This is a genomic window from Phaeocystidibacter luteus (assembly GCF_008933115.1).
GTDB lineage: Bacteria > Bacteroidota > Bacteroidia > Flavobacteriales > Schleiferiaceae > Phaeocystidibacter > Phaeocystidibacter luteus.
Genome location: NZ_WBVO01000014.1, coordinates 1 through 23641 on the forward strand (window position 1 = coordinate 1; position 23641 = coordinate 23641).

General features: G+C 44.2%; 17 protein-coding genes, 2 tRNA genes and 1 pseudogene. 14 read left to right on the forward strand and 6 right to left on the reverse strand.

The genetic code is table 11. The annotated features are described in order from the left end of the window. Positions 1–247: 247 nt before the first annotated feature. Positions 248–321: transfer RNA gene (locus tag F8C67_RS13300), tRNA-Pro, on the reverse strand. Between the two features lie 308 nt (positions 322–629). Here F8C67_RS13300 and F8C67_RS13305 point away from each other — a divergent pair. The 6 genes from F8C67_RS13305 (at position 630) to F8C67_RS13330 (ending at position 7476) form a co-directional block, all read left to right on the forward strand. Beyond that, a complete protein-coding gene (locus tag F8C67_RS13305; protein WP_151668356.1) occupies positions 630–3239 on the forward strand; it encodes a PAS domain-containing sensor histidine kinase in 2610 nt (869 codons plus the stop codon). Beyond that, positions 3236–3625, forward strand: coding sequence for a response regulator (locus tag F8C67_RS13310; RefSeq protein WP_151668357.1), 390 nt, complete (start codon positions 3236–3238; stop codon positions 3623–3625). Before F8C67_RS13305 ends, F8C67_RS13310 begins: the two co-directional genes overlap by 4 nt. Before the next feature lie 152 nt (positions 3626–3777). Next, positions 3778–4167 carry a hypothetical protein gene (locus F8C67_RS13315; protein WP_151668358.1) on the forward strand — a complete coding sequence of 130 codons (390 nt, stop codon included), beginning with the start codon at positions 3778–3780 and terminating at the stop codon, positions 4165–4167. Positions 4168–4224: 57 nt separating this feature from the next. Then, positions 4225–5076: an HAEPLYID family protein gene (locus F8C67_RS13320; protein ID WP_151668359.1), complete on the forward strand. Its 852-nt coding sequence runs from the start codon at positions 4225–4227 to the stop codon at positions 5074–5076. Between the two features lie 565 nt (positions 5077–5641). Continuing rightward, a complete protein-coding gene (locus F8C67_RS13325) occupies positions 5642–6895 on the forward strand; it encodes a hypothetical protein (RefSeq protein ID WP_151668360.1) in 1254 nt (417 codons plus the stop codon). 65 nt (positions 6896–6960) lie between these two features. After that, the gene (locus tag F8C67_RS13330; protein WP_151668361.1) at positions 6961–7476 is read left to right on the forward strand and encodes a hypothetical protein; all 516 of its coding nucleotides are present in this window, start codon (positions 6961–6963) and stop codon (positions 7474–7476) included. 98 nt (positions 7477–7574) lie between these two features. Here the strand turns inward: F8C67_RS13330 and F8C67_RS13335 are convergent. Next, a pseudogene (locus tag F8C67_RS13335) lies at positions 7575–7835 on the reverse strand (transposase); the annotation flags it as partial. 322 nt (positions 7836–8157) lie between these two features. On the opposite strand from F8C67_RS13335, the gene F8C67_RS13340 reads away from it, so the two are divergent. The 4 genes from F8C67_RS13340 (at position 8158) to F8C67_RS13355 (ending at position 10379) form a co-directional block, all read left to right on the forward strand. Further along, the gene (locus F8C67_RS13340) at positions 8158–8754 is read left to right on the forward strand and encodes a T9SS type A sorting domain-containing protein (protein ID WP_170266470.1); all 597 of its coding nucleotides are present in this window, start codon (positions 8158–8160) and stop codon (positions 8752–8754) included. A gap of 46 nt (positions 8755–8800) precedes the next feature. After that, positions 8801–9181: a hypothetical protein gene (locus tag F8C67_RS13345; protein ID WP_170266471.1), complete on the forward strand. Its 381-nt coding sequence runs from the start codon at positions 8801–8803 to the stop codon at positions 9179–9181. 190 nt (positions 9182–9371) lie between these two features. Continuing rightward, positions 9372–9893, forward strand: coding sequence for a hypothetical protein (locus F8C67_RS13350; protein ID WP_151668365.1), 522 nt, complete (start codon positions 9372–9374; stop codon positions 9891–9893). 234 nt (positions 9894–10127) lie between these two features. Beyond that, positions 10128–10379 carry a hypothetical protein gene (locus F8C67_RS13355; RefSeq protein WP_151668366.1) on the forward strand — a complete coding sequence of 84 codons (252 nt, stop codon included), beginning with the start codon at positions 10128–10130 and terminating at the stop codon, positions 10377–10379. 248 nt (positions 10380–10627) lie between these two features. On the opposite strand, the gene F8C67_RS13360 is transcribed toward F8C67_RS13355, so the two are convergent. Next, positions 10628–11116 carry a hypothetical protein gene (locus F8C67_RS13360; RefSeq protein ID WP_151668367.1) on the reverse strand — a complete coding sequence of 163 codons (489 nt, stop codon included), beginning with the start codon at positions 11114–11116 and terminating at the stop codon, positions 10628–10630. 189 nt (positions 11117–11305) lie between these two features. Here F8C67_RS13360 and F8C67_RS13365 point away from each other — a divergent pair, with 189 nt between their 5' ends. After that, entirely contained in the window at positions 11306–11899 is a 594-nt protein-coding gene (locus F8C67_RS13365) for a hypothetical protein (protein WP_151668368.1), read from the forward strand. Between the two features lie 673 nt (positions 11900–12572). On the opposite strand, the gene F8C67_RS13370 is transcribed toward F8C67_RS13365, so the two are convergent. Further along, positions 12573–12646, reverse strand: a tRNA-Arg gene (locus F8C67_RS13370). 134 nt (positions 12647–12780) lie between these two features. Between F8C67_RS13370 and F8C67_RS13375 the strand changes: the two genes are divergently transcribed. Then, positions 12781–13788 (forward strand): HAD family hydrolase, encoded by a 1008-nt coding sequence (locus tag F8C67_RS13375; RefSeq protein WP_151668369.1) that lies wholly within the window; start codon positions 12781–12783, stop codon positions 13786–13788. A gap of 12 nt (positions 13789–13800) precedes the next feature. After that, entirely contained in the window at positions 13801–14127 is a 327-nt protein-coding gene (locus tag F8C67_RS13380; protein WP_151668370.1) for a cytochrome c, read from the forward strand. A 2-nt stretch (positions 14128–14129) separates the two neighbouring features. Here F8C67_RS13380 and F8C67_RS13385 read toward each other — a convergent pair whose 3' ends face one another. Continuing rightward, positions 14130–16400: an autotransporter outer membrane beta-barrel domain-containing protein gene (locus tag F8C67_RS13385; RefSeq protein WP_151668371.1), complete on the reverse strand. Its 2271-nt coding sequence runs from the start codon at positions 16398–16400 to the stop codon at positions 14130–14132. Positions 16401–16576: 176 nt separating this feature from the next. After that, positions 16577–16978: a helix-turn-helix transcriptional regulator gene (locus F8C67_RS13390; RefSeq protein WP_151668372.1), complete on the reverse strand. Its 402-nt coding sequence runs from the start codon at positions 16976–16978 to the stop codon at positions 16577–16579. Between the two features lie 272 nt (positions 16979–17250). Here F8C67_RS13390 and F8C67_RS13395 point away from each other — a divergent pair, with 272 nt between their 5' ends. Then, the gene (locus F8C67_RS13395) at positions 17251–23487 is read left to right on the forward strand and encodes a right-handed parallel beta-helix repeat-containing protein (RefSeq protein ID WP_151668373.1); all 6237 of its coding nucleotides are present in this window, start codon (positions 17251–17253) and stop codon (positions 23485–23487) included. Positions 23488–23641: the final 154 nt, after the last annotated feature.

Below are 23641 nucleotides of genomic sequence, written 5' to 3' on the forward strand. Positions count from 1 at the left end.
GCGCTTCGCGCAAGGCAGCTGGGCTGCAAGGGTGCTTCGCACAAGACGCTTCACGTAAGGCAGCTGGGCTGAAAGGGAGCTTCGCACAAGACGCTTCGCGTAAGCTGGAAACATCCACCACGCATCCCTGCGTTCTCTGCCCACCAAGAGTATTCTTTAATTTCTCTGCGAGCCATCTCTGTGAGCTCCGTGTCTCTGTGTGAGGTTCCATAAAAAAAAGCCCCGCAACAACTGCGAGGCTTCTTTGTCGGGAAGACAGGATTCGAACCTGCGACCCTCCGGTCCCAAACCGGATGCGCTACCGGACTGCGCCACTTCCCGTCCCAAACGGGGCCGCAAGATAGCACAGATTTTCCGACTCATGCAACGGTCTGATGAAAAAAGTGAGAAGAAATTTTCCGCTTAGTAAGCTCGATGTTCAGAAGTGGTCGAAAGTGAGGCAGTTAGTGGGATAGCGAACGATTTACACAGCTATTCATTTTCTTCATTTTGCCGTGGTTTGATATGTGCGTTGGCGAGGAATTGAACGAAGTTTCTAGCCTAGTATTCATTTGAGGGGCATTTTTCACCTGAAGAAAGAAGAAAATGCGATTCATTTCTTAAGTTAGATTTCCGATTCTGAACCACACATGAACTACCTCCACGAAGAGCTCACACAGCTTCTAAAGGAAGACGAAGGCATATTTCAGTTTATCCAAGAATCTGCTTTAGATGGACTTTGGTACTGGGATTTGTCCAGTCCCGAAGATGAATGGATGAGCGAGAATTTCTGGACCACCTTGGGGTATGATCCATCTACAAAACCACACAAGGCAAGCGCCTGGCAAGATTTGATCAATCCTGATGACGGTGAGAGCGCATTGAAACTAGCTCAGCAGCATTTTGCAGATCCTTCTGTACCCTATGATCAAGTGGTACGGTATAAACATGCCAACGGGTCTACTGTATGGATTCGTTGCCGTGGAATGGCCATTCGTGATGAAAAGGGTGCGCCAATTCGCATGCTTGGAGCTCACACAGATATCACAGAGCAGAAGGAACAAGAGTTGAAACTCGATAGAGAGTTGCAATGGTTCACAAATATCTTGGAGTCTAGTTCAATCGCTACCTGGCGACTGAGGTTGGATACCGGTGAGGTGCATGTCAACTCGGTTTGGGAGAAGTCTTTCGGACTGTACATCCCCGAAGATGGCGTTATCAATATCTCTGACTGGAAAGCGCTTGTTCATGAAGAAGATGTGGCTCTCTTTGACGATTGCATAGCGTCATTCAAAGAGGGAAAATCTACTACGGTTGAGTTGAGGTTTGAAATCAATGGTGACATACATTGGATCAAATCGCAAGGTGAGCCCTATTTTGAGCAAGGCGAGGATTGGGTGCTCGGTATCTGTCTAGATGTCTCGCTCGAAAAATCCAAGGAGATTGAATCTCAACAAAGTAACGAACTGTATTATGCCTTTATCTCGCATGCTCCGAGCGCGATTGCGATGTTCGACAATGACATGCATTACATCGCTGCGTCGGATCAATGGATGAGGGACTATGGTCTTGTTGGAAGAAATATCATCGGTCAGTCACACTACGATGTATTCCCTGAAATTGGCGACGATTGGAAGGAGATTCACAAGAAGTGTCTGAATGGACACATCGATAAAGTCGACGAGGCTCCATTCGAACGTGCAGATGGGGCGTTGCAATGGCTCAGATGGGAGGTAGGTCCCTGGCGCAGAGGGGGTGTTATCGGCGGACTCATCATGTACACTGAGGATATCACCAAGAGAAAGAACGAAGAAGCGTTGCTCCTTCAGTATAAGAACCTACTTGAGAGTTCAAATAAAGTCGCTAGAATTGGAACCTGGGAGGTGAATCTCGAAGATATGACCTCTACGTGGAGTGACACCACCAAAGAGATTCACGGAGTTCCAAGTGATTATCAATCGAACGTTGAAACAGGTATAAATTTCTACAAAGAAGGCGAAAGTCGAGATAGAATAACCGAGGTTTTTAACGCAGCGGTTTCGAAAGGAGAGAGGTTCGATGAAGAGTTGATCATCGTTGATGCAAAAGGTGAGGAGAGATGGATACGTACCGTCGGGATTCCAGAAATGGCAGAAGGACAGTGTGTGAGGGTTTATGGCATTTTTCAAGATATCGACAAGCGAAAAAGAGCGGCTGAAGTGCTTGCCGCTCAGGAGGAGCTCTTTAGAAATACGTTTGAATATGCCTCCATTGGAATGGCTCTCGTTGGGCTCGACGGTACTTGGATGCGTGTGAATAAAAGAGTAGCCGAATTCCTGGGGTATTCTCAAGAGGAGCTTCTGGAATTGACGTTTCAAGAGATCACTCATGTGGAAGACTTAGGGAGTGATCTTGAGCTTCTTGGACAATTGGTTGATGGGAAGATTGAGCACTATCAGCTCGAAAAAAGGTATATACATAAAGACGGCCACCTTGTTTGGGGCTTGCTGGCTGTTTCATTGGTTAAAAATGAAGAAGGCGAACCGCTTCACTTCATCTCACAGATCACAGATATTACAGCGCAGAAGGAGCTTTTAAACGTGACTTCCAATCAGAATGAGCGATTGATGAATTTCGCGCACATCGTTTCGCACAACCTACGATCGCACTCTGGGAACCTTTCGATGCTCTTGGATCTGTTTGTTCAAGATGAACCGGCGTTTGTGGACAGTCCATACTACTCGATGTTTAAAAGTGCATCCGAGAATCTATCGGAGACCATAGCGAACCTCAACGAGGTGGTAAGTATGCAAACCACCTCACAAGAAGCGCTTCAATCGAAAGAGCTTTATGGGTTTGTCGTTTCCGCGCTTAAGAATGTGGAGGGGTTGCTGACTGACGTCACTGCCGAAGTTGACGTTCAGATTGATAAGAGCTTGGAAGTGCTGGTTATCCCCGCATATCTCGATAGTATATTGAACAATCTGATTACGAATGCCATAAAGTACCGTTCGAAAGAAAGAAGATTAAAGCTGACATTCTCAGTGACTACAGGTGATGAGGATGTTCGGCTGGCGGTTGCGGATAATGGATTGGGAATCGACCTAGAGCTCCATGGGCACAAGATGTTTGGGATGTATAAAACCTTCCACAAGAATCCCGAGGCGCGCGGAATTGGGTTGTTTATATCAAAGAATCAAATTGAAACTATGGGTGGCGATATTGACGTTGAAAGCGAAGTTGGAAAAGGCACCACATTTACACTTACATTGAAGAGATGAATAAAGTTGATGTCGCTTGTATAATAGACGATGATCCGATCTTCGTTTTTGGCGCTAAAAAAGTTATGGAGCTTGCAGATTTCGCGAAGAGCTTCATGATTTACCACAATGGTTTAGACGCAATTCAAGCCTTGGAGCCTATTCTACGTTCGGGGGATGGTGCTCCAGATGTGATCTTGCTAGACTTAAACATGCCCGTGATGGATGGCTGGCAATTCCTCGACAAGCTGATTTTAATTCCTACGGCGCAGCAAGTGACCTTATACATCGTTACGTCATCGATCGATCCAGCCGATGTAGAGAAAGCGAAGCAGTACGAGCTGGTGAGTGATTACATTGTGAAGCCAATTACAAAGGAGCATTTGGTTGAGATGGTGAAGGGATAAAGGTGGAATTCTTCATGATTTGTCGCGGTAGATTTATGTATGCATCGCTGAGCTATAAGTTGTTGCTCATGTTAACTTTAGTGCAAAAGCCACATAGAGCACCCTTCATCTCAATGAGTGATATACTTTTGGGAAATCACATCGCGTAACGTATGAATAAGTTTCGGAACAGTCCTGTAATGAGGATGGTGTATGGCCTGATGGGGCTGTATATGCTGAACCTCAGTGTGGACTCATCCGATCTATATCCGAATCACATTCCGGAGGATCTCAGTATCAACGATCAAGAGAGCATTGTTGAGTTTTTCGTAGAAACTGTATTGGGTTTCGATGAGGCCATCGATGAGCATGATGAATCCGATTTTGATCATTCAGAAATTGTCAAGGTATTCAAGCTTGATTATTTCCCCACTGATTCTCGGAACCAATTAGTTGTCACCACAGACAATCAGTCGAAGGGCGCTTCGATGTACCAGTTTCATTCATCCCACTGGGTAGTAGGTACGGAAACCCCACCGCCCCAAATGCCGCTTGTTTTTTAGAGTCATTTTATTCGTTGAACCGCTCTGGTTCACAGTGCTTTTTTTAAACAAGTTTACATGAGATATAAAGTAATCTTGACGATTGCCACTTTGTGGTTGTCGTCAGCTTCCGTGTACAGTCAAATTACGGATGCGAGCAAGGATAGTCTTTTTATAGTTGAGGTTGAAGATTCGGGTCAGCCGGATAAGGTTTTGCATGCGGAGCCGCTTTACATTGATTTGATTCGAGACCTTGGAGCAAGAAAGGGGGAGCGAGAGTGGAACGTTGGATTTGGGATATCAGACAACCTGCGTTTTGATACGTATGAAGCTCTAGTTGAGTATGAATGGGCTCCGGTAGATAGGCTTGGTTTGGAAATCGAACTACCCTTTACGTTCTACGCCCCTCTGGGTGGTGATGGTAGGGATTCTATACCATCGAATAGATTGAATAGCGTGAAGCTTGCTGCGCAGTGGTCCTTCTTCGTGAGTGAAGCGTATTCCACTTCCATGGCGATCGGATACATAAATGAGTTCGAGCTTTCCAGTTTCAATCAGTTCAAAAGCCCTTTTGTTGTTGGGAATGTATACAATCCATTTTTTGTCGTGGCCAAGAGATGGGGAAACAACTATCACACGTTGATCTACACAGGGCCGCGAATAGAGCAACACTTCGAATCGAATAGTTGGCATTCAACGTATGACATAAATACCAACTTTCATTACATGATACCTGGGACGAGAAATTTTCTAGGTGTTGAGTTTAACAAGGAGTTGTCGACTAATGATTTTGACATGACCATCAGGCCGCAGATGCGACTAGGGATAACCGATGATGTGATGATAGGGATTGTGGTAGGAATTCCGGTCAATAGGGAGAACGAGAGGTTTAGCTCGTTTATCAGGCTTATTTGGGAGCCTGGTCACTAATGAATAAGTAGAGGAATACTGTCGAATGTATGTACGTGTTGTACGGGGCGTTATGTGGCAGTGTTCCTCGTTTTTCTGTGCGATACTATTCGAGCTTTCGCGAGAATTCCGGAATGGGTTACACAAGGGCGTTGTTAAGTAAGGCAGGTGTCTCGAATTACACTGAGATTGACGCCTTTGGTTCGGTTCTTTAAAATTATATGATTGGTTTAGAGAAGATGAGAGGTGTTGCCCGTTGATTACCGGAGTATTTGTTTATGACGTCTCTAGCGGAGGGCAGTGGACTAGCTATTTTCATGCGCAGTGGGGAAAATTGGGTGTACTGATTCCAGATATTGTTAAGGCTTATTGTCGAAACGGACCAAAACTAGAAGAGGCCAAAGATTTCTCTCTGGCCTCAAGCTAATTAACGTTCTATTCAACTGAATTAAGGCAGTCTCATATAACGTGGTGCAAGTTACGAATTCGCTAGTGAAATGAAATTGATGAGTGAGATGTGAAGACTATTTGAAAAGAATTTTTACATTGAAAAAGCTAATTAATGTTTTATTCAAAATTTCTTTTCATGAAAAAGAACTGTATTGACGTGGGATCATCTCTCATGTCCATCGCAATTTTTTTGATTGCGACAACACTATCGTCTTGTACCAAAGATTTGCATTTGGATGATGTGTCAAATGCTAATGAATCTTTGAGTTCTCAAACGACGAACTATTCAAACGGCTGGAGTATAAATTCTATCGGCTCGAGTATATCAACGAGAATCAATAGTATGATTACTGCCGATGAAAAGGAGTTCTGGGGCGCTATGCATTCGATTGTCTTATCGTTTGTGGACCTTGCCGAGAACAATTCAAACTTTGTTATTGATCTCTTGGCTTCAGCTGGAGCTTCGGAAGCGGTAAGTCTTGAAATTTTTTTTCAAAATTACTCAACTTATTCATCAACCGTTAGTACCAACCTCTATAATGATATAGGGTTGACACTTGCCGAATTCTTAGAGAATGAGTATACATTCAACGGTAGTGTTCAAATCCCTTACGTATCTGTGCCTAATGATGGCGGGCTTTCTGAGGAAGGGGAGATTCTCGGTGTCTTGGGTTTTGAAGGCGACGCGGACGATACATATGGTGATATGTATCCAGGGGTCATGGGAGAAGATGAGGTCTTAGTCACATTTGATCCTGAACAGATGGCCAAAACACAAGATTTGCTAACAGTGTTAATCGTGATTGGGTTGATTGCTGTCCCAATTATTTTGAATAATCAGTTTGGAACAGGAGGGGTAGCTGTTGCCGCGCCTAGCTCGTATGAGTCAGGGTCAGGAACTTTTGGGTTAAGTTGGCCTAGTTGTGCAGAGTATGGGGCGGATTTAGAGAATACAAAAATGAGAATTAAGATGCGAAAGGAGATAATCTCTAATCATACAGAGTTAGAGATGTCGTTTACTTCTTTTGAGAGATTCGGTTCGACTACATCATTTATAGAAGACTTGCCACGTGCGTTAAGGGTAAAGACAATTCATAAGAATGATGTGAATACGACAACCTTTACTAATCTGTATTCATTTGGTGAATTTGGAACTGCATATACAACAAATAATGATTTAGCGGTATACGGTGTGTATTATGACTATGATTGGATTGCGGGGAAATGGACCTTTGAAACATCTTTCAATGACCATGTGGGAAGGGTGACTTTCAGGTCAAATGAGCATGATTATATGAGATGGAAGGTTGATAAGTTTGAATGGTGTTTTGGAGAGTATTCGAATTATTCGAATAGTGGGATTGAATTTCAAAAGAAAGCAGGTTCTTAAATGAAGCATGTATCCCTCATGATTACCTCTGGAGATAGTTTTCTCCAGAGGTTTAAACATTACCTATGAAAAGATCTGAAATTATTTCTTTTTTGATTGTCTCGATTTCTTTGTGCTTGAGTACGGGTTTGTTTGGACAAGAGAAACAGCTCTGGATGACTGCAGCCGGTGGATACAATTTTCAATCGGCTAGATTTACCTTAAAGGCGACTTTGCAATACCCATCAGTTCGTTACATCACAATAGGTGCTGAGTTATCACACGCTGGAAGGAACTATGGAATTTGGGACCTCAATACGGGTGAATTCGATGAGAAGATAGCGTGGATTACTGGCTCTTTCATTCGTGTAGACTATCATCCTGCTTATCATTGGTCATCTAATCCTACCTGGGACCCGTATGTCGGAATTGGAGGGGGAGTTTATACCTATTTTTTTGAAAAAGCTCCAGGTTATTATGACTTCAGTATAATGCTAGGTACTCGATATTGGATTGATCATAGGTGGGGAATAGACTTCGAGTTAGGAATTCGAGAAAAGATTGGATTCAATCTGGGAGTTTCTTACAAGTTCTTCGAGTGATTTGAAGTTGTGTGGTTATGCAACCTATGATGCTTCGGGCTAAAGGTTTTGTTTATTTAAGGATTCCGCGAGTGCCTTACGATCACAGGGTTTTAGAGCTTTTTTTCAATGATGTCCTTTAAGATCCGATGATCTAGACTCAGATCAGCATACATCTGCTTGAGCTTGCGGTTCTCCTCCTGTAAAGCCTTGTACTCTTGAAGCTGCTTGGCATCCATCCCTTCGTACATACGCTTCCAGGAGTAAAATGTGGGTGATGCAATACCGTGTTCTCGACAAATATCCATCGTCGATTTACCTGCCTCGTACTCCTTCAAGATGTTCACAATCTGGCGCTCAGTAAACTTTGACTTCTTCATAATCAACAATTTAAAATTATACTTTTAAACTGTCTCAAAACGGGGAAGGCTTCATTTTTGGGGAAGTTTACCAAAAGACATTATTTCATCGATTCTGTTTTCACAGGCGTATGATGCCGTCACCTTTAGTTTGCCTTCGTTGAGCCTGGTTAAGTTTAATCATTCTTTAATTCTATAAAATTTTAATAAATATCATTTGTAACTGTTTTTGATGTACATTGTGGATTATTTACCTAATTCTCTCGCAATGAATTGCTTTAAATTGACAGCAATAATTGCTGTTTGCTCTCCTTTGGCTGCTTTAGCAGGAAATCCATATGCTGTGACTGGTAACACACAAATAGCCAACTATTCTGATGGCTCGTCGTGCAGATATTGGAATGTCCGCGTTTTTAATGACAATGGAACGCCTAATGATCCTTCTGATGACATTTTACTCGCCTGTGGCACGGTTTGGGAAGCTGGGTGCCCTCCATCAACTGGGGTTTCGCTAGTTGACACCGATGAGCTTTCTGATGGGCAGTTCTATGGAGGAATAATTGTCGAGGCCGATGAAGAGAATGGAATTTTCGAAGTTTTGGTGACTAAGATTGGCTCTGGCTATGCAGAAGGAATGACTACTGCAACAATGGCTCAATGTGGATCAAGTAAGCATGAAACGGATAACGCCGTGGAGTCAGAGACGCTAGAATGTGAGGCGCTATACAACCCCGACGGTCAAACCTACATCCGAGTAAACAAGAACTCTACTTGTGAATTTGTGAACACAGCAGGACAAGTTGTTGGAAGTCTCGAATTGAACTCAGGAATCAATGATTTGTCATCAATTGGCTTGACGAAAGGCGTCTATATTGCAAGAGTATCTACTCTCAATGAAGAATTTCCAGAGGAATTGGTTATCAAAGTTTCAATTCGCTAATCTTACTCTCTCATGAAAAAGAATATTAACCACAGTCCTTCTGGGATTGTTTGCTAGTTTTTCGGCTTATTCTGCTCCTTACGCTTTGTACATAGATTTCGCATCATTTGGAGGGTGTAATGCTTATCTGGTTTTTATTCTTGACGACAATGGCACCCCCCTAATTACAACTGACGACGTCATTTTAGGTGGTAACTGGATTGTGCATTGTCCACACCCAGGTCTTCCTGATCCTTGTAATTCTGTCGAAGATCCACAGGGAACGGACACATTTACGGCGGAACTTGATTACGTGACACAGGAACCTATTTACGATGAGGAGAATAATATCATCGGATACCAAGATGTATACCATGTGAGGATAGAGAATCGAATCACTGAAACTACTGAGGAGGAGGGTGATATTGTTCTAGTTACTTGTGAGTGATTCACATGTCTAGTAAAATTCAGCAAGGGGTGCAATGTGCACCCCTTTTTTGTTTCTAAATGAAGTTTGCTTCAAGCTGCTTACCAATCAGAAGTCTACTTACATTGTAATCCGCTCTCGATAGAAGAATTGAAGGAACTAAGGAAGAGTTAGTGATGTTAGTCTAGTAATTGTATTAACCCATTTCATTATGAAGAAAATTCTACTAATTGTTACGTGGTTATTAATCTCTTTGGGTGGTTATGCACAGGTCGAATGGACTAAATCGATAAAGGCAAGAAGGTCGCTTCCAACCGAGAAGATTGACACGTTTTACTATTGCATCACGCCAGTTTTAGATTCAACAATGGCTGAAACTGGGTATAATGCCTTATTGTCGATAGAAATCGACAGAGAATTGTTAGTTAGAATTGTGGATTCTACAGGAAGGGTTGTTTATGAGGGCTGGGATGTTAGCTCTGGACCTATGCGATGGGATAAATCAGTAACGGTATGGGTGGATTCGAATGGAGTGTTGATAGATTCAACTGAGTTCACAGCCATTGTGACATCAAATATTCTAGTTTTTATTGAAAGACAAAATGAGTATTTGAGAGCTTTAGATCAGCCGGTGCTAGAGGTAACTGTGAAGTTCGATGCGAAGTTACCTGTAGACAATGGGCAAAAATGCTACATCCGTTTTCCTACACTAGCCTGGATTCGCTCGAAATAGCAGTCTATTGAGGGAAACGTGCTTACCAATCAGGTGACTCACATCTCCATGTCTTGTTTTCTCACTAAGGGGCCATTAACAAAAAGCTGTTTGTTGATTAGATTTATATCAAATTCAAGACATCACAGCTTTTCTCATTTCTTGAGCTCAGATAAAAATTATTTTCTCAAGGTGGTTGATTTTGGGACACCGAATTAATATTGGTAACTTTTAATGTATTAACAATCTTTCAAGATGAGTGATCTAGGAAAGCTACTTTATGGAGAAGAAGCCGAAGATAAGCTTGAGCTTTTTAAAAGAAAACAAGCTGAGATATTCAGTAAGTATCGCAGTTTTTTTGAACATGAAAGGATTGACCCTGCAAAATCCTATCTTCTTTCGTGGGACTCAAGTGGTGTTCATTATAAAATTACCGAACCATTAGTAGAACGAAAAATGGGAAAAGAATTAGAAGCTACTTTTACGGAGGTTTTTAAGTCTACATGAATAAAAGTGAGTAACGTAGATCGGTACAAAGAAGATTTGGCTTAGTTCATATTGACGGGTTGCATTATACCTACACAAAACTCAAAAGCCATGTGTTAGCCATGGCTTTTGATTTTTGTGATCCCGACAGGATTCGAACCTGTGACCGTCTGCTTAGAAGGTAGAATCGATAGGGTATTAACACTCTTTAATTCAGGTTGTTACATGGTTCATGGAGAAAAAATTGACAACAAATTGTACAACATTCACTAGGGTTGAACCAAATCCAATCTGGTAGCCAACTCTTCTTCATTTACGACTTCACTTGATGAGATAATCCAATTCAAGTCTGTTTTGTTGCCTCTATTCTTTTGAAGCGAGGCGTAATTATACTGAAAAGTTGAATCAACCCTGTGCACTTTGATTGCGACTGGGGCGTCATAATCAGCTGTAACCCCGCCTCGAGTTCCACCTTCACCATTCTGTTGGAAGATCACTATGAATACTGTGTTCGGGTACTCACTTCGCAGCTCATCAAATCGTGTATTGGGTATCTCGAGTTTTTGCCATGAGTCGATTACTACAACATCAAACTGGGCTGCAGCTTGCTTAACAGTATCGATGCTAGAAGGAGCTTCACCGGCTATGTATAATCTCGAACAGTTCTTATCCTTGATATTACGTTCGATAGAGCTCATTGTGTCTTTGCTCGCCACTCCGCCTTGTTCCAGGTCAATGAAGGAGCTTGCCCTGCCCATGTCTGAAAGTTAAAATGGACCGATCAATCGATACCATACGCAATCACGGTTCAGAAAAATGAACCTTTCGGAGAAATTTCAACTAATGTGAATCGTTCGATACGCTGTAACAAGTGTGAACCAGAATCGGTTCTTCGGGGTGCTCTCTTTTTGATTGTTGTTTATGGTCTATCGATTTATTATTACTTCATGAAGTTATTGAAATGCTCAATTCCGCTTTTATTCTTGCTGAGTTTCTCTACGAAGTTATACTCTCAGAGTAAGATGAAGATTGACTTGGGTGCACCAATCTCGATTCACGAGTCTCATCTCATTGAATTCGCTTACTCAATGAAGATGAGTTTTTCAAGCTATGTTTTCGACAAAGTTAGAATGGGAATTGGTGCTGGATTTATTAATTCACAGACGATTACAAACGGTATTGTAGTTGGGTACAATCGCACCCACATGACATCACTCTTTCAGGTGAGTTACGACTTGATTCAGAAAAATAGATTTACACTAGTTGCCGAGTACGGTATAGGTGCTAGTTATACTAATGCCCAGTTGAGTCGATTCTCAAGTGAAGTCGAAACAGGATTCCATATGCTGAATACATTTTCTTTGAATCTTGAATATCAATTTTCAAACAAATGGGATGGTGTGTTATCAACTGGGTACATGTTGATGAGTGGTGAATTTGAACCAGATTACAATGGAAGCCCTGCGTATTACAGAGTAGGCAATACACAAGTTGGAGAGTACGTGCAGGTTGTCCTAGGGCTCCAGTATACTCTTATGTAACCCATTGGTAAGTCCGTGTGTGTGTTGTGATATCGTTCTCTTGCCCGCTGCATGCAAGAATCCAATGTGTGTGGATCGAGTACTCTTGCAAAACTCAAGCTAAGAAGCCAACAGACTTTCGTCTCCAGCGAAGTGTCAAAGGAGGATAGGATTCCGCTCGTGCCTCGCGGCATCCTTGGGTTGGTATTTTGCCCGCACAAAACTCAAAAGCCGACTCTGTCTGCGATGGGGTTGTCGGTTCAGTTATGGTTTCGGTTTACTACAGGATTCCGCTCGTACCTCGCGGCATCCTTGGGTTGGTTTTTTAGCCCACACAAAACTGAAAAGCCGGCTCTGTCTGCGATGGGCTGTCGGTTCAGTTATGGTTTCGGTTGTATACAGGATTCCGCTCGTACCTCGCGGCATCCTTGGGTTGGTTTTTTGCCCACACGAAACTCAAAAGCCGGCTCTGTCTTCGATGGGGCTGTCGGTTCAGTTATGGTTTCGGTTGTATACAGGATTCCGCTCGTGCCTCGCGGCATCCTTGGGTTGGTCTTATACCCACACAAAACTCAAAAGCCAGCATCGCTGCGCGCTGCAACTGACTTTTTTTAATTGTCAATTTACACTCGAGCAAGCTCGGTGACATTACCAATCAAAAAAAGCCAGGGCTACGCCCGGCTTTTGAGTTTTGTGATCCCGACAGGATTCGAACCTGTGACCGTCTGCTTAGAAGGCAGATGCTCTATCCAGCTGAGCTACGGGACCGAAGTGAGCGGCGAAATTAAGAAGTTTTGTCCATTTAGAAGGGGTGTGACTTGAATTTTCGTGTAAGGCGGTGTGGATATTTGATTTGTGGTGGAATTACTATCTTCAAAATCAAACTCAACCCTTCCATTTCAATGAAACGTTTTCTTTCCCTTACTGCCCTTGTAGCGCTTGTTGTAGCCTGTTCTTCCAAAGAGCAGAACGCACCTGAGCCGACCGCCGAGCCTGTTGATGCTCTGCCTTCTTGGAATGATACCGAAACCAAATCAACCATACTTGAATATGTGCAAGCGGTTACCGATGAAGGTTCACCTAGTTTTATTCCAGTTGAAGACCGATTGGTGACCTTTGATAACGATGGAACGCTTTGGGCAGAGAAGCCTGTTTACTTTCAGCTTTATTATGCGCTGGATAGAATTTCCTACATGGCAAAAGATCATCCCGAATGGGAGAATGAAGAGCCATACGCTTCTGGAATAAACAAGGACTTACACGGAATTGCCGCACAAGGGTATGCGGGGTTATTCGAGCTTATTGGGGCAACGCAAGGGGGTATGACCACCGATGAGTATCATTCGCAAGTAAAGGCATGGCTAGACACCGCTGTGCATCCCACCACAAATCGTCCCTACACCGAGATGGTTTATCAGCCCATGATTGAGCTGATTCACTACCTACAAGACAATGATTTTAACGTCTATATCTTCTCTGCCGGAGGAATCGATTTTATGCGAGTTTGGGCCACGGAAGTCTATGGAATTCCCAAGGAAAAGGTGATGGGTAGCTCCATGAAAACACAGTTTTCACTCGAAGGCGGTGCTCACCTGGAAAAGCTTGACCAGTTAGATGCCGTGCGCGATAAGGAGGCGAAGCCAGAGTTTATTTATCTGGTAACAGGCGGCAAGCCTGTGATTGCAGGAGGGAATAGCGATGGTGACCTTGCCATGCTCCAGTATACAGCCACTAACACGCATCCATTCCTCAACTTATATGTGCATCATACAGACTCGGTACGAGAATGGGCCTACGACCGTGATGGTCATGTTGGTCGACTTGATGCAGGGTTGGATGAAGCCGTTGCGCGAGGCTGGACCCTTATTGATATGAAATACGACTGGAAGGTTATCTTCCCAAATGAATAAACGATATCCCTTATGAAACGCACAATTTCTATTCTTGCTGTACTCACTTTAGTAGCCTGTGGCTCTGCAAAGCTTGCAGCTCCTACTCAGGCAGATGTGGATAAAGCTTCAGATGCTTACCCTGGGTATACCTTGGCTCAAATGAACGAAGGTAAAGGACTTTATGAGCAGAAATGTGATAAATGCCACGGACTGAAGGATCCTACCGCCTTTAGTCCAGAGCAGATGCGTGAAATCACTCCTAAAATGGTGGAGATGGCTAACGAACGTCAGCAGTCGATTTCTGCAGATCAAGCTGAACTAATCGAAAAATACTTGGTCACGGCTTCAATGAAATAGCACTAAAGCACTTTTACAACGTAGTATTCTTTGGCGTTCTTAAGAATTACTATCCCTTCAAATCTTTTGGAGGTTGGAAGTCTTGCTTCTCCTTGACTAAATGTGACGTCAGTCTCGTGAATGAGCTGACCATTCCAGTTAAGCAGTTGGCAAGTGAATGTTTCGCTTGATTCGCTCAATCTAAGTACAAGTTGGTCTTGAGCATTGTGTGCGGCTAATTCAGAAACTTGAAACTCTGGTATTTCTATTCCAGTGCTGAAGGTCATCAATCGAAATCTCTGAACTGGCGCAGTTGAATCGATGACGAAAGCATAACTCCTTTGCGCAGTTAGGTCGACAACATTCATAGTGTGAAGATCTAGGAGATAGATGTTCAAAGGGAAGTATGTCAGTTGATCATCGTCTAGCGTAATGGTCGCATTGGCTCCTTCCTTGGTGCTGAAGCAGGACAAGTACGTTTCAATTGTGGAGAAATTGATTGGCCATGCTTGATTATCGACTCTGATGCTGTCTGCAGTTGTTGAGTAAAAGAAAGGGATGTTACCCCCGCCTTGGAAAGCGTAAGTATCAAATCGGTCTTTATTCGTGCTAGCGTCCTTTAGGAATGCAAAGGAGTGTGTCTTTGTAAATCCATCAACCGTAGCTGTGAGGCGGAAGCGCGGGATATCTGAAGTTTCCGTTTTGCCCAAGTATTCATTTCCTGAAGTGGCTCTAGAATCAATAGGCTTAATCAATGAGCCAGAACTATTGGAAGAACGTACGAAGAATGCTTGGATTGGGCTGATTCCAAATGCGCCACCTACGGCAGAACTGTAAGAAACGTAGGCGCCCGTGCCGCTGCCAGCCGTTGGATCCCAAATGTATACGGCGGCATCCATATTGGACAGATTGGCTCCATCGTTGTCTAGTAGATCCCAATCTAAATATTCTGGAAAAGGATTTCTAACAAGGTTCCAACCGTCTTCCACACCGGTCGTCCAACCCGTAGCAGAATTACCCGGAGGATTTCCAGCGGGGTCGTGATAACTCAAGGCATCTGTCTCTTGAGCATTATTCATGTTGGTCGCGGTAATTGGAATAGTCATTAATTGAGCAGAAGGGAAGTAGATCGCATATCCTACACTACCGAAGTTGGCGCCGGACGACGTGAGTACCCATCCGCTAGTTGTTGCGTCCCATGCGTAGATGTTTGCGGTAGCGCCGCTATAGCTAAGCGACATGCCATTATTGAATGAAATATTGCTAAGCGTAACAGTTCCAGGAGCAGAAAAGTGGTGCCATCCAGCCTCGTTTACTTGAATCTGATATTGAATTGTGCCCGAGCCCGAAAAAGAAGCGCTTGAAGGGATGGTTGCGTAACCAGAATTTGAGCCTTCGAGAACAATGGTCCCTGAAGTATTAGTGTGAATCGCGCCATAGGCTAAGAGACTCGAATTGGTTGCGTCGTCAACAGTTAGGGTGACTCCGTCTTGGATAGTCAAGCTATCTCCGACAGTAAGTGCTCCATCCGTAGCCGTGTTGTAAGCGCCTGCAATAAAGGCGTCGGTGCTGGTGTTAGGTGTTCCATTATCCCAACTTGAACCGTTCCAAGTGGTGTTCACAAGGTCAATAGACGCGATGATTGGAACGGATAAAGAACTTGCGGTGGTTCCGTTCGTCCAGTTTGATCCGCTATCAATGTAGTTCAATGCTTCATCTTTCGAAGCTGAAGTTCCTGACGGGCTGAGTGACGTCGTGGTAATATTGGCATTGTTAGATCGGTTCACAGCACAGTTCTCGGGAATCCCATAGGTTGAGCCGAGAACATTGAAGTTTCCGAGCGCAATGACCCATATATAGGTTCCAGTTGGATCACTGTTGAAAGTAGAGGCTGAATGAACCGTGAGAATTGTGCAGGTTCCTGTGTTGTTTCCTTGGAAGTCGAAACTGAAAGAAGTGCCGTTTGAAGCCACCGCATTCGAGAAATAATTTCCCCCTGTGGCTATGGATGGAGTGGTAGCTAAGTTTTCGATGAGGATATAGCTGTTGGCAGGCATTCCTCCGGCACCTATAGTAATGGTGGTATTGCCCGAACCACCGTCAGCGCCTGGATCCCATGAAGAGCCGTTCCATATACGCTCTGTGATGTGCAGCACTGTTCCCTCGGGAATGTACGCGAGTGAAATGTACATCATCTCGGTCGTTGAGATACCTACGACAGCGAGATCTCCAGGCTCTTGAGCGCGCGCGGTGAATCCTACGAAAACGAGGACGGCTAGAATTAACTTGTACATGGTTTCTGTGGTCTATTGATAGTAATCCAATGTACCAAGAAATCATTTAATGGTAGAAATTGAAACCTTAGTTCGACTAATTATCGATTTCCCTCTATGAATGTTGGGATTTCTTCGATGAGTTGAAAATCAACGAAATGCGAATAATCCTCGAAGGAATTCCAATAATCGATTATTTAATCCAAACTCTTCAAGAATCTAGAAAGAGACTCTCCTGCAGGGATTTCAAGTTTCTTTCTGATTCTATGTCGAGCCACGTCTACCGAAGCTGCCTTAATGGACAGGTTGGTAGCGATGGACTTGGAACTTTGTCCAAGTTTGAGCAAAGTACAGATGCGCAATTCGTGAGAGGTTAGAGATGGGAACGCACGCTGCAACTTTTGCAAAAAATTTTCCTCAGTTATTTCTGAGAATTGAGATTCGACGTAGAAGCTGGAGGTTGCACGCTTCTTACGCTGAATGAGTTGTTTCATTTCTTCCAGATAGTACGGGTCAGAGGTCCGCTGGAAGGCCGAAAGTCGATCTTCAATCCTTTCTATAAAGGCATGATGATCTTCTATGAAGTCCCGGATTTGCATTTTATTGAGAAGTCTTTGTTGATACTATCTATACGTGTAGTAAGAACGATGCGTTGGGGGGAAATTGGATTTTTTCTGAAAACAGTTTGAATTGCCGCTAATTATGGGCTTTGTTGCTGCCTAAGCATAACGTTTCCATAACCTGGGGATAAAAAAATGTAGGGTTTATCCTTCGTTTCTATTGTAATCGTTGAGTATTCAACTATATTTGGAATGCACGAATCGTTTTGAGAGGACGATTTTTGTTAAATTATTCACACAAATTCTTCGCCATGAGAAAAATTTTACGCAGTTGCGTAGGGTTGTTGGCGTGTTTGGCATTTAGTAGTGTCGCACACGGACAAGCTTACGTTATTACTCCTTCGGCGACCGATGCTGGTAACCCTGGGGGTGTTCGTACTTCCGGTGACTTTACCACAACCGGTGGCACGAGCATTTGGACTGGCGCGCAGGCGGCCCAGTCGTGGTCGGCGGCACAAGCGCTCCCATTTGCATTCGATTTTTACGGTAGCCCGGTGACCCACTATATTGTGGCGAGCAACGGGCTTTTGTCGTTTGATACGACAAATGCAGGTGCGGCGGTTAATACCGCTCTTAATACTAATGGCTCACTACCAGATGCCAACCTTCCTGATAAGACGGTTGCGTATTTCTGGGAGGACTTCACTGGTGTGACTTCATCTTCAGATGATGTTTACGCTATTGTGGAGGGTACCGCTCCAAACCGTCAGCTTTGGATATTGAACTACTCCATGAAGGTGGGTTCATTGTCTTACGGTTATTGGGCACTAGTTTTGGAAGAGACGACGAACAAGATTTATGTCATGGACATGAATTACTTCTTCGGTTCTCCGCACACGGCTACAGTAGGTATTCAAGTGGATGGTACGACTTCGTACCAGACAAGTAATTCACCAAACGAGGCATTCAACTCGGGTGGTTCTGGTAATGCTGATAACGAGTATTATGAGTTCACTTATTACGGCGCAGGTGCTGTGATTCCACCGGTGAATGTGACTGTAACTCCAGGTTCATCTACGGCTACAATCAACTACGACCTCGGTACTGCTACCGGTGGTGAGATTGAGTATGGATCTCCTGGTTTCGTACAAGGCGCAGGAACGACCGTAACGATGAGCACTACAACGGCTCACACTCTCACGGGTCTTTCTCCGGCGACCTCATACGAGTTCTACGTTCGCTCTAGCTCAGGTGGTAACTTCTCTAGCTGGGTAGGTCCTTACAGCTTCATCACTACGTGTGTTACTGTAAACTCATTCCCTTATCTAGAGAACTTCGACGGATCAACTTGGTCTTCTACAACGACTTACGATCCGTGCTGGAATATAACTCAGTCTTCTACGTATCGCTGGCAAGTAAACAGCGGTGGTACAGGTTCAGGATCTACTGGTCCTACTTCTGACGCCTCTGGTGTTGGCCAATACATTTATACTGAAGCTTCTTCAGGCGGTACAGGTTCATTCGCTTGGGCAGAGATGCCACCAATGGACCTTACTTCACTTACACAACCAGAATTGACATTCATGTACCACATGTATGGTGCAACTATCGATCGTCTCGACATTGAGGCTTCACTCGATAGCGGTACTACATGGATGGTAGTGGATAGCATTGTTGGTCAACAGCAAACTTCAAACGGTTCTGCTTGGGAAGCTGCTATCGTTGATTTGGATAGCGTAAACTCAGCTTATACTCTTATTCGCTTCTCTGCAACACGCGGAACAAGCTTCACTGGGGATATCTCACTTGATGAGGTTCGCATTCGTCAGACTCCGCCTTGTCCAGATCCAACTGGATTCGCGTCATCTGACTTGACACCAACTTCTGTGAACATCACATTTGTAGGTGCAGGTGCAACGAGCATCGTAGAATGGGGTCCACAAGGATTCGGTGGCGGAACAGGTACTACTGTATCTGCAATGAACGACACCGTGCCAGTTACAGGTCTACCTCCGGGTACTTGTCTCGACTTCTACATTCAGTCTGACTGTTCTGGAGCAGGTAATGGAGTTTCTGTAATTGCTGGTCCATTCACTATTTGTACTCCTTGTAATGCAGCTCCATTGCCTTACACTGAAACATTTGACGTTTGGCCATTGGATTGTGAAGACCCGGCAGCAGGTACTGAGCCTTGGGTAAGTCGTAATGGTTGGGCGGAAGCTAACTATTGGTCGAACAATGAAGATGACTTCATTCTACAAATGCAGAATGTGATTATCTCTGCGGATGCTCGCGTTAAGTTTGACTGGTCTCACCTTTACAATACATTCTACCCAGAAGATGACTTGGCGATTCTTTCTCGTCCAGTTGATTCAACTACTTGGGATACACTTTGGTACCGCGTAGGTGCTACATTTGACTCTCAAGACGGTGCAGCAACAACTTCACCTGGTTCAGGTGTGAGTGAAATCATGTTGCTTCCACTTCACTACACAGGACAAGAAGTTGAGTTCCAGATCAATGGACACTCTGACTTTGGGCCACGAGCTTATGTAGATAACTTCGTTGTTGAAGAAGTTCCTGCATGTCTCGGTCCAATTGGATTCACAGTTGTTGCATTGACTGATACTTCAGTTGCCATCACATGGACAGCCGATACTTCTGCATCAACTTCTACAGTTGAGTGGGGTGAGTCTGGATTCGCTCAAGGTACAGGTACAATTGTATCGGGTACGGGTGATTCAGTTTACATCTCTGGTCTTGATCCGAGCACTTCGTACGAGATTTATGCCATGGTAGATTGTGGTAGCAGTATGTCTGCAAACAACGGTCCATTCGCATTCCGTACACTTTGTCCTGTTTATTTCTCTGCTCCGTATAACGAGGACTTCACTTTGAGTTCTTACGGTGCAGCCGATGCGAACAACTCATTTGAAAACTGTTGGACAGTAGATCTTAATACGGGAATGCGTTGGGAATCTGAAGATTCTGAAGGTTCCAATGAGAACTCGTCTAGCACAGGTCCGTTCTTCGATAACACGACCCCATCTACCGCTGGTGGAGGATATATGTTTATGGAGACTTCACCAACTGCAACAGATGCAGGCTTGTATTCTCCAATGATCGAAATGTCATCACTTACAACCCCAACTCTAAGTTTCGCTTACCACATGTACGGTGCAACTATGGGTACGTTGTCTGTTGATATTTGGAACGGCTCTATTTGGGTGATGGACGCATGGACACTTTCTGGACAGCAGCAAACTGCTGGATCAGATCCATGGACAATGGCTTCTGTGCCTTTGGCAGCCTTCGTAGGTGATACCATTCAGATTCGTTTCAGAGGTAATAAGACTACCTCGTTTACTTCTGACATGTCTATCGATGACGTATCAGTTGCTGATGGTCCTAGCTGTTCAGTTGTATCAGGTGGTTTTGCTGAGAACATTACTTCTTCAGCAGCTGACTTGAACTGGTCTGCATTTACATCTTCTGATTACGATATCGAGTGGGGTCCTTGTGGATTCACACCAGGTACAGGTAACGGTACAGTTGTAAACAATGTAACTCCAGGTTACACACTTAGCGGTCTTGCACCGAACACGTGCTACGAGTTCTACGTAACGAATAATTGTGATCCTACGAATACACAGTACGGACCATACTCATTCCTTACTGCTTGTTTGGCTCAGTTGAGCGGAACATATACTGTAGGTGGTCCTGTAGGTCCGAACAACTTCGCCAACCTTGATACTGCTATTGCAGAATTGATTTGTGGTGTGAGTGGTCCGGTTACCTTCCAGATTATGTCGAACGACAGCATCTTCAGTACACTTCAAATCGGCGACGTAAGTGGTGTGAGCAATACCAATACGATCACATTCGATGGTATGGGTTCTGCAACACTTTACGGTAGCGGATATGTTGGTCCAATGTGGAACCTCGAAGGGTCGAAGCATATCGCAATCAAGAATTTGACAATGATTGATAGCTCTGCTTCTAACGTGGGTATTCGCATGTCGATGAACACGGACAGTGTAACCATCGAGAATAACACGATGATCATCAGCCCAACTGCTACAAGCACATTGTCTGCTGGTATCGCAATTACTGGTTCTGCGACTAGCCTTTCTGGTACGAATTCAGATTGTAACTACATCACTATCAAGGATAACGACATTCAAGGTGGTTACTATGGTATCACTGCTTACGGTGGTGCTAACACAACTACTAAGATTGACGGAATCACTGTTGAAGGTAACACGGTTACTAATCACCAGTCTTACGGTATTCGTATTTACTATTACGACGGAGTAGAGGTTAACAACAACCACGTGAGTGGTCACCGTAACCCAACATTCTGCTACGGTATGTACTTGTACTACAACGACAATATGGATGTTGAAGAGAACTTCGTAACTGGTGCTACGTATGCTGCATACATGCCAGGTATGAACGTATCTGATGCGAACGGTGTGGCGAACATTGTGAACAACATGTTCATGGGACTTCACCCATCGTCTAGTACAACATCTGCCGTTTACGTAACTGGTAACAGCCACGACGTAAATGTTTACCACAACAGTATTTCTAACATTGGTGGTTACGGTTGGAGAGACTTCAACACGACTGGTTACGACTTCCGTAACAACGTTGTTGTAGGTTCTAACTTGGCGATGGACATGAACGCGGCACCAGATTCTGCGAACGATGTCTTTGACTACAACTTGTACTACAGAACTACTGCGGGTAACTTGGTAGAGTGGAGCACTGGCTACGCTGACCTTGCTGCATTGCAAGCGGCTCAGCCAAACCACAACCAAAACTCTATTAGTGGTGATCCAATCTTTGTTGGCCCGTCTGATCTTCACCTTATCGGTGCAGTTGCGAATGACGTAGGTGACAACTCAGTAGGTGTTACTGTTGATATTGATGGAGATGCACGTCCAGCTACCGGATCTACTATTGTAGATATGGGTGCTGACGAATACACTCCACTACAGTGGGATGCTGAAATGATTGCATTGTACGAGCCATCTTCAGGTGGTTGTGGCGACTCTTCAGTTACTGTATCTGTGATTGTTGGAAACCTCGGTTTGAACACGATCACAAGCATGACTATCAACGCGAACGTTTCAGGTGCTGCTACAGCAAACTTGAGTACGACGTACGCAGGTAGCTTGCCTTCAACTATGCAGGATACAATTACTGTTGGGACATTCAACATCTACAATGGTGGTACTGTTAGCATCGACGCTAACTTGGTACTTGCCATGGATGGTGATAGCAGCAACGATACACTTCCAGCAAGCTCATTCGATTACATTTCATTCGATCCGATTGCACTTCCAGGTGATACCGTTTGTGAAGGTGCTACTGTAGAACTATACGCTCAGGCACAATCTGGTGTACTACACGGATGGTTTGCAAATCAGAATGATACAGTTGCAGTTGCTACTGGAGACACCCTTAGTGTAACGGCTGATCCAAATCAGACTACGTACTACTTGGGTTACTTGACTAGCGGTCTTGATAGTATCGAAACTACATTCGCTCAGAACAATGGTTGTGGCGCGGGTAACATGTTCGATGTATCGTTGAACAAGCAAATCGTAATGGAAGGTGTGGTTATTCACAGCGGTGACGCTGCAGGTACTTCATCTACAGTAGATGTGTACTACTTGTCAGGTTCTTACGTAGGTAACGAAACCAACATGGCTAGCTGGACATTGCACGAAACAGTAACCTTTACTTCTAATGGTAATGGTGTTCCTTCTCGTGCAGAATTCACAACACCATTGGTTCTTCCTGCGGGTAGCTACGGTATGTACATGCAAGCGAACGTACGTTACACGAACGGTTCGCAAGTATTCAGCAACGGTGATATGACTATCACAACGGGAGCAGGTTTGTGTACTGCATTCAGCTCGCCAATTAACGGTCGTATCTGGAACGGACGTATCCTTTACCGTGGATCTAACGCTTGTAGCCAAGACAAGATTCCAGTGACTTACGGAATTACTCCTAAGCCAACTGCATCTTTCACTGCTACTTACACAGGTGGAAACGGTACGGGTGACTACAGCTTTGACGCGTCTGCTTCAACTGCTGCTGACTCAATCTACTGGTCATTCGGTGACCCTGCGAACAGCACGGGTAACGGTACTACAACGACCTTCACGTATGTAGATAATGGTGACTACGTAGTTACTATGATTGCATTCAACGATTGTGGTTCTGATACCATCACTGATACTGCTATGGTTCGTGGAATTGGATTGAACGAGCTCTCAGGAGTTAGCGATATCCGTCTATTCCCTAACCCTTCTAGTGGGGCCGTTACTTTGAGCCTCAACTTGGTAGACGCGCAAGAAGTACTTCTTGAAGTAGTGAATCTACAGGGACAAGTTCTTTACACCGAGCAACTCGGTAGAGTAGAGGGCGAGTACCAGTGGAGTGCCGACCTCGGCAACCTACCTAAAGGTGCGTACTTCGTACGTCTAACAGGAGATACAGGAGTTAAGACATTGCCGCTTTCGCTGCACTAAATCTTAACTAAGTATATAGATATAGCCCCGTCAGGAAACTGGCGGGGCTTTTTTAGTTACATGAAAAATGGTTGCAATTGTAATTTCCTCGATTAAAAACCTATATTTGAGAGTATCTGCCTACATGGTAGATGTCGCGCAATTATTCATTTTC

Excerpts from the sequence above, each read along its gene's own strand:
- F8C67_RS13305 (WP_151668356.1), top strand. The coding sequence starts at position 630 with ATGAACTACCTCCACGAAGAGCTCACACAGCTTCTAAAGGAAGACGAA.
- F8C67_RS13310 (WP_151668357.1), top strand. The coding sequence starts at position 3,236 with ATGAATAAAGTTGATGTCGCTTGTATAATAGACGATGATCCGATCTTC.
- F8C67_RS13315 (WP_151668358.1), top strand. The coding sequence starts at position 3,778 with ATGAATAAGTTTCGGAACAGTCCTGTAATGAGGATGGTGTATGGCCTG.
- F8C67_RS13320 (WP_151668359.1), top strand. The coding sequence starts at position 4,225 with ATGAGATATAAAGTAATCTTGACGATTGCCACTTTGTGGTTGTCGTCA.
- F8C67_RS13325 (WP_151668360.1), top strand. The coding sequence starts at position 5,642 with ATGAAAAAGAACTGTATTGACGTGGGATCATCTCTCATGTCCATCGCA.
- F8C67_RS13330 (WP_151668361.1), top strand. The coding sequence starts at position 6,961 with ATGAAAAGATCTGAAATTATTTCTTTTTTGATTGTCTCGATTTCTTTG.
- F8C67_RS13350 (WP_151668365.1), top strand. The coding sequence starts at position 9,372 with ATGAAGAAAATTCTACTAATTGTTACGTGGTTATTAATCTCTTTGGGT.
- F8C67_RS13355 (WP_151668366.1), top strand. The coding sequence starts at position 10,128 with ATGAGTGATCTAGGAAAGCTACTTTATGGAGAAGAAGCCGAAGATAAG.
- F8C67_RS13360 (WP_151668367.1), bottom strand. The coding sequence starts at position 11,116 with ATGGGCAGGGCAAGCTCCTTCATTGACCTGGAACAAGGCGGAGTGGCG.
- F8C67_RS13365 (WP_151668368.1), top strand. The coding sequence starts at position 11,306 with ATGAAGTTATTGAAATGCTCAATTCCGCTTTTATTCTTGCTGAGTTTC.
- F8C67_RS13375 (WP_151668369.1), top strand. The coding sequence starts at position 12,781 with ATGAAACGTTTTCTTTCCCTTACTGCCCTTGTAGCGCTTGTTGTAGCC.
- F8C67_RS13380 (WP_151668370.1), top strand. The coding sequence starts at position 13,801 with ATGAAACGCACAATTTCTATTCTTGCTGTACTCACTTTAGTAGCCTGT.
- F8C67_RS13385 (WP_151668371.1), bottom strand. The coding sequence starts at position 16,400 with ATGTACAAGTTAATTCTAGCCGTCCTCGTTTTCGTAGGATTCACCGCG.
- F8C67_RS13390 (WP_151668372.1), bottom strand. The coding sequence starts at position 16,978 with ATGCAAATCCGGGACTTCATAGAAGATCATCATGCCTTTATAGAAAGG.
- F8C67_RS13395 (WP_151668373.1), top strand. The coding sequence starts at position 17,251 with ATGAGAAAAATTTTACGCAGTTGCGTAGGGTTGTTGGCGTGTTTGGCA.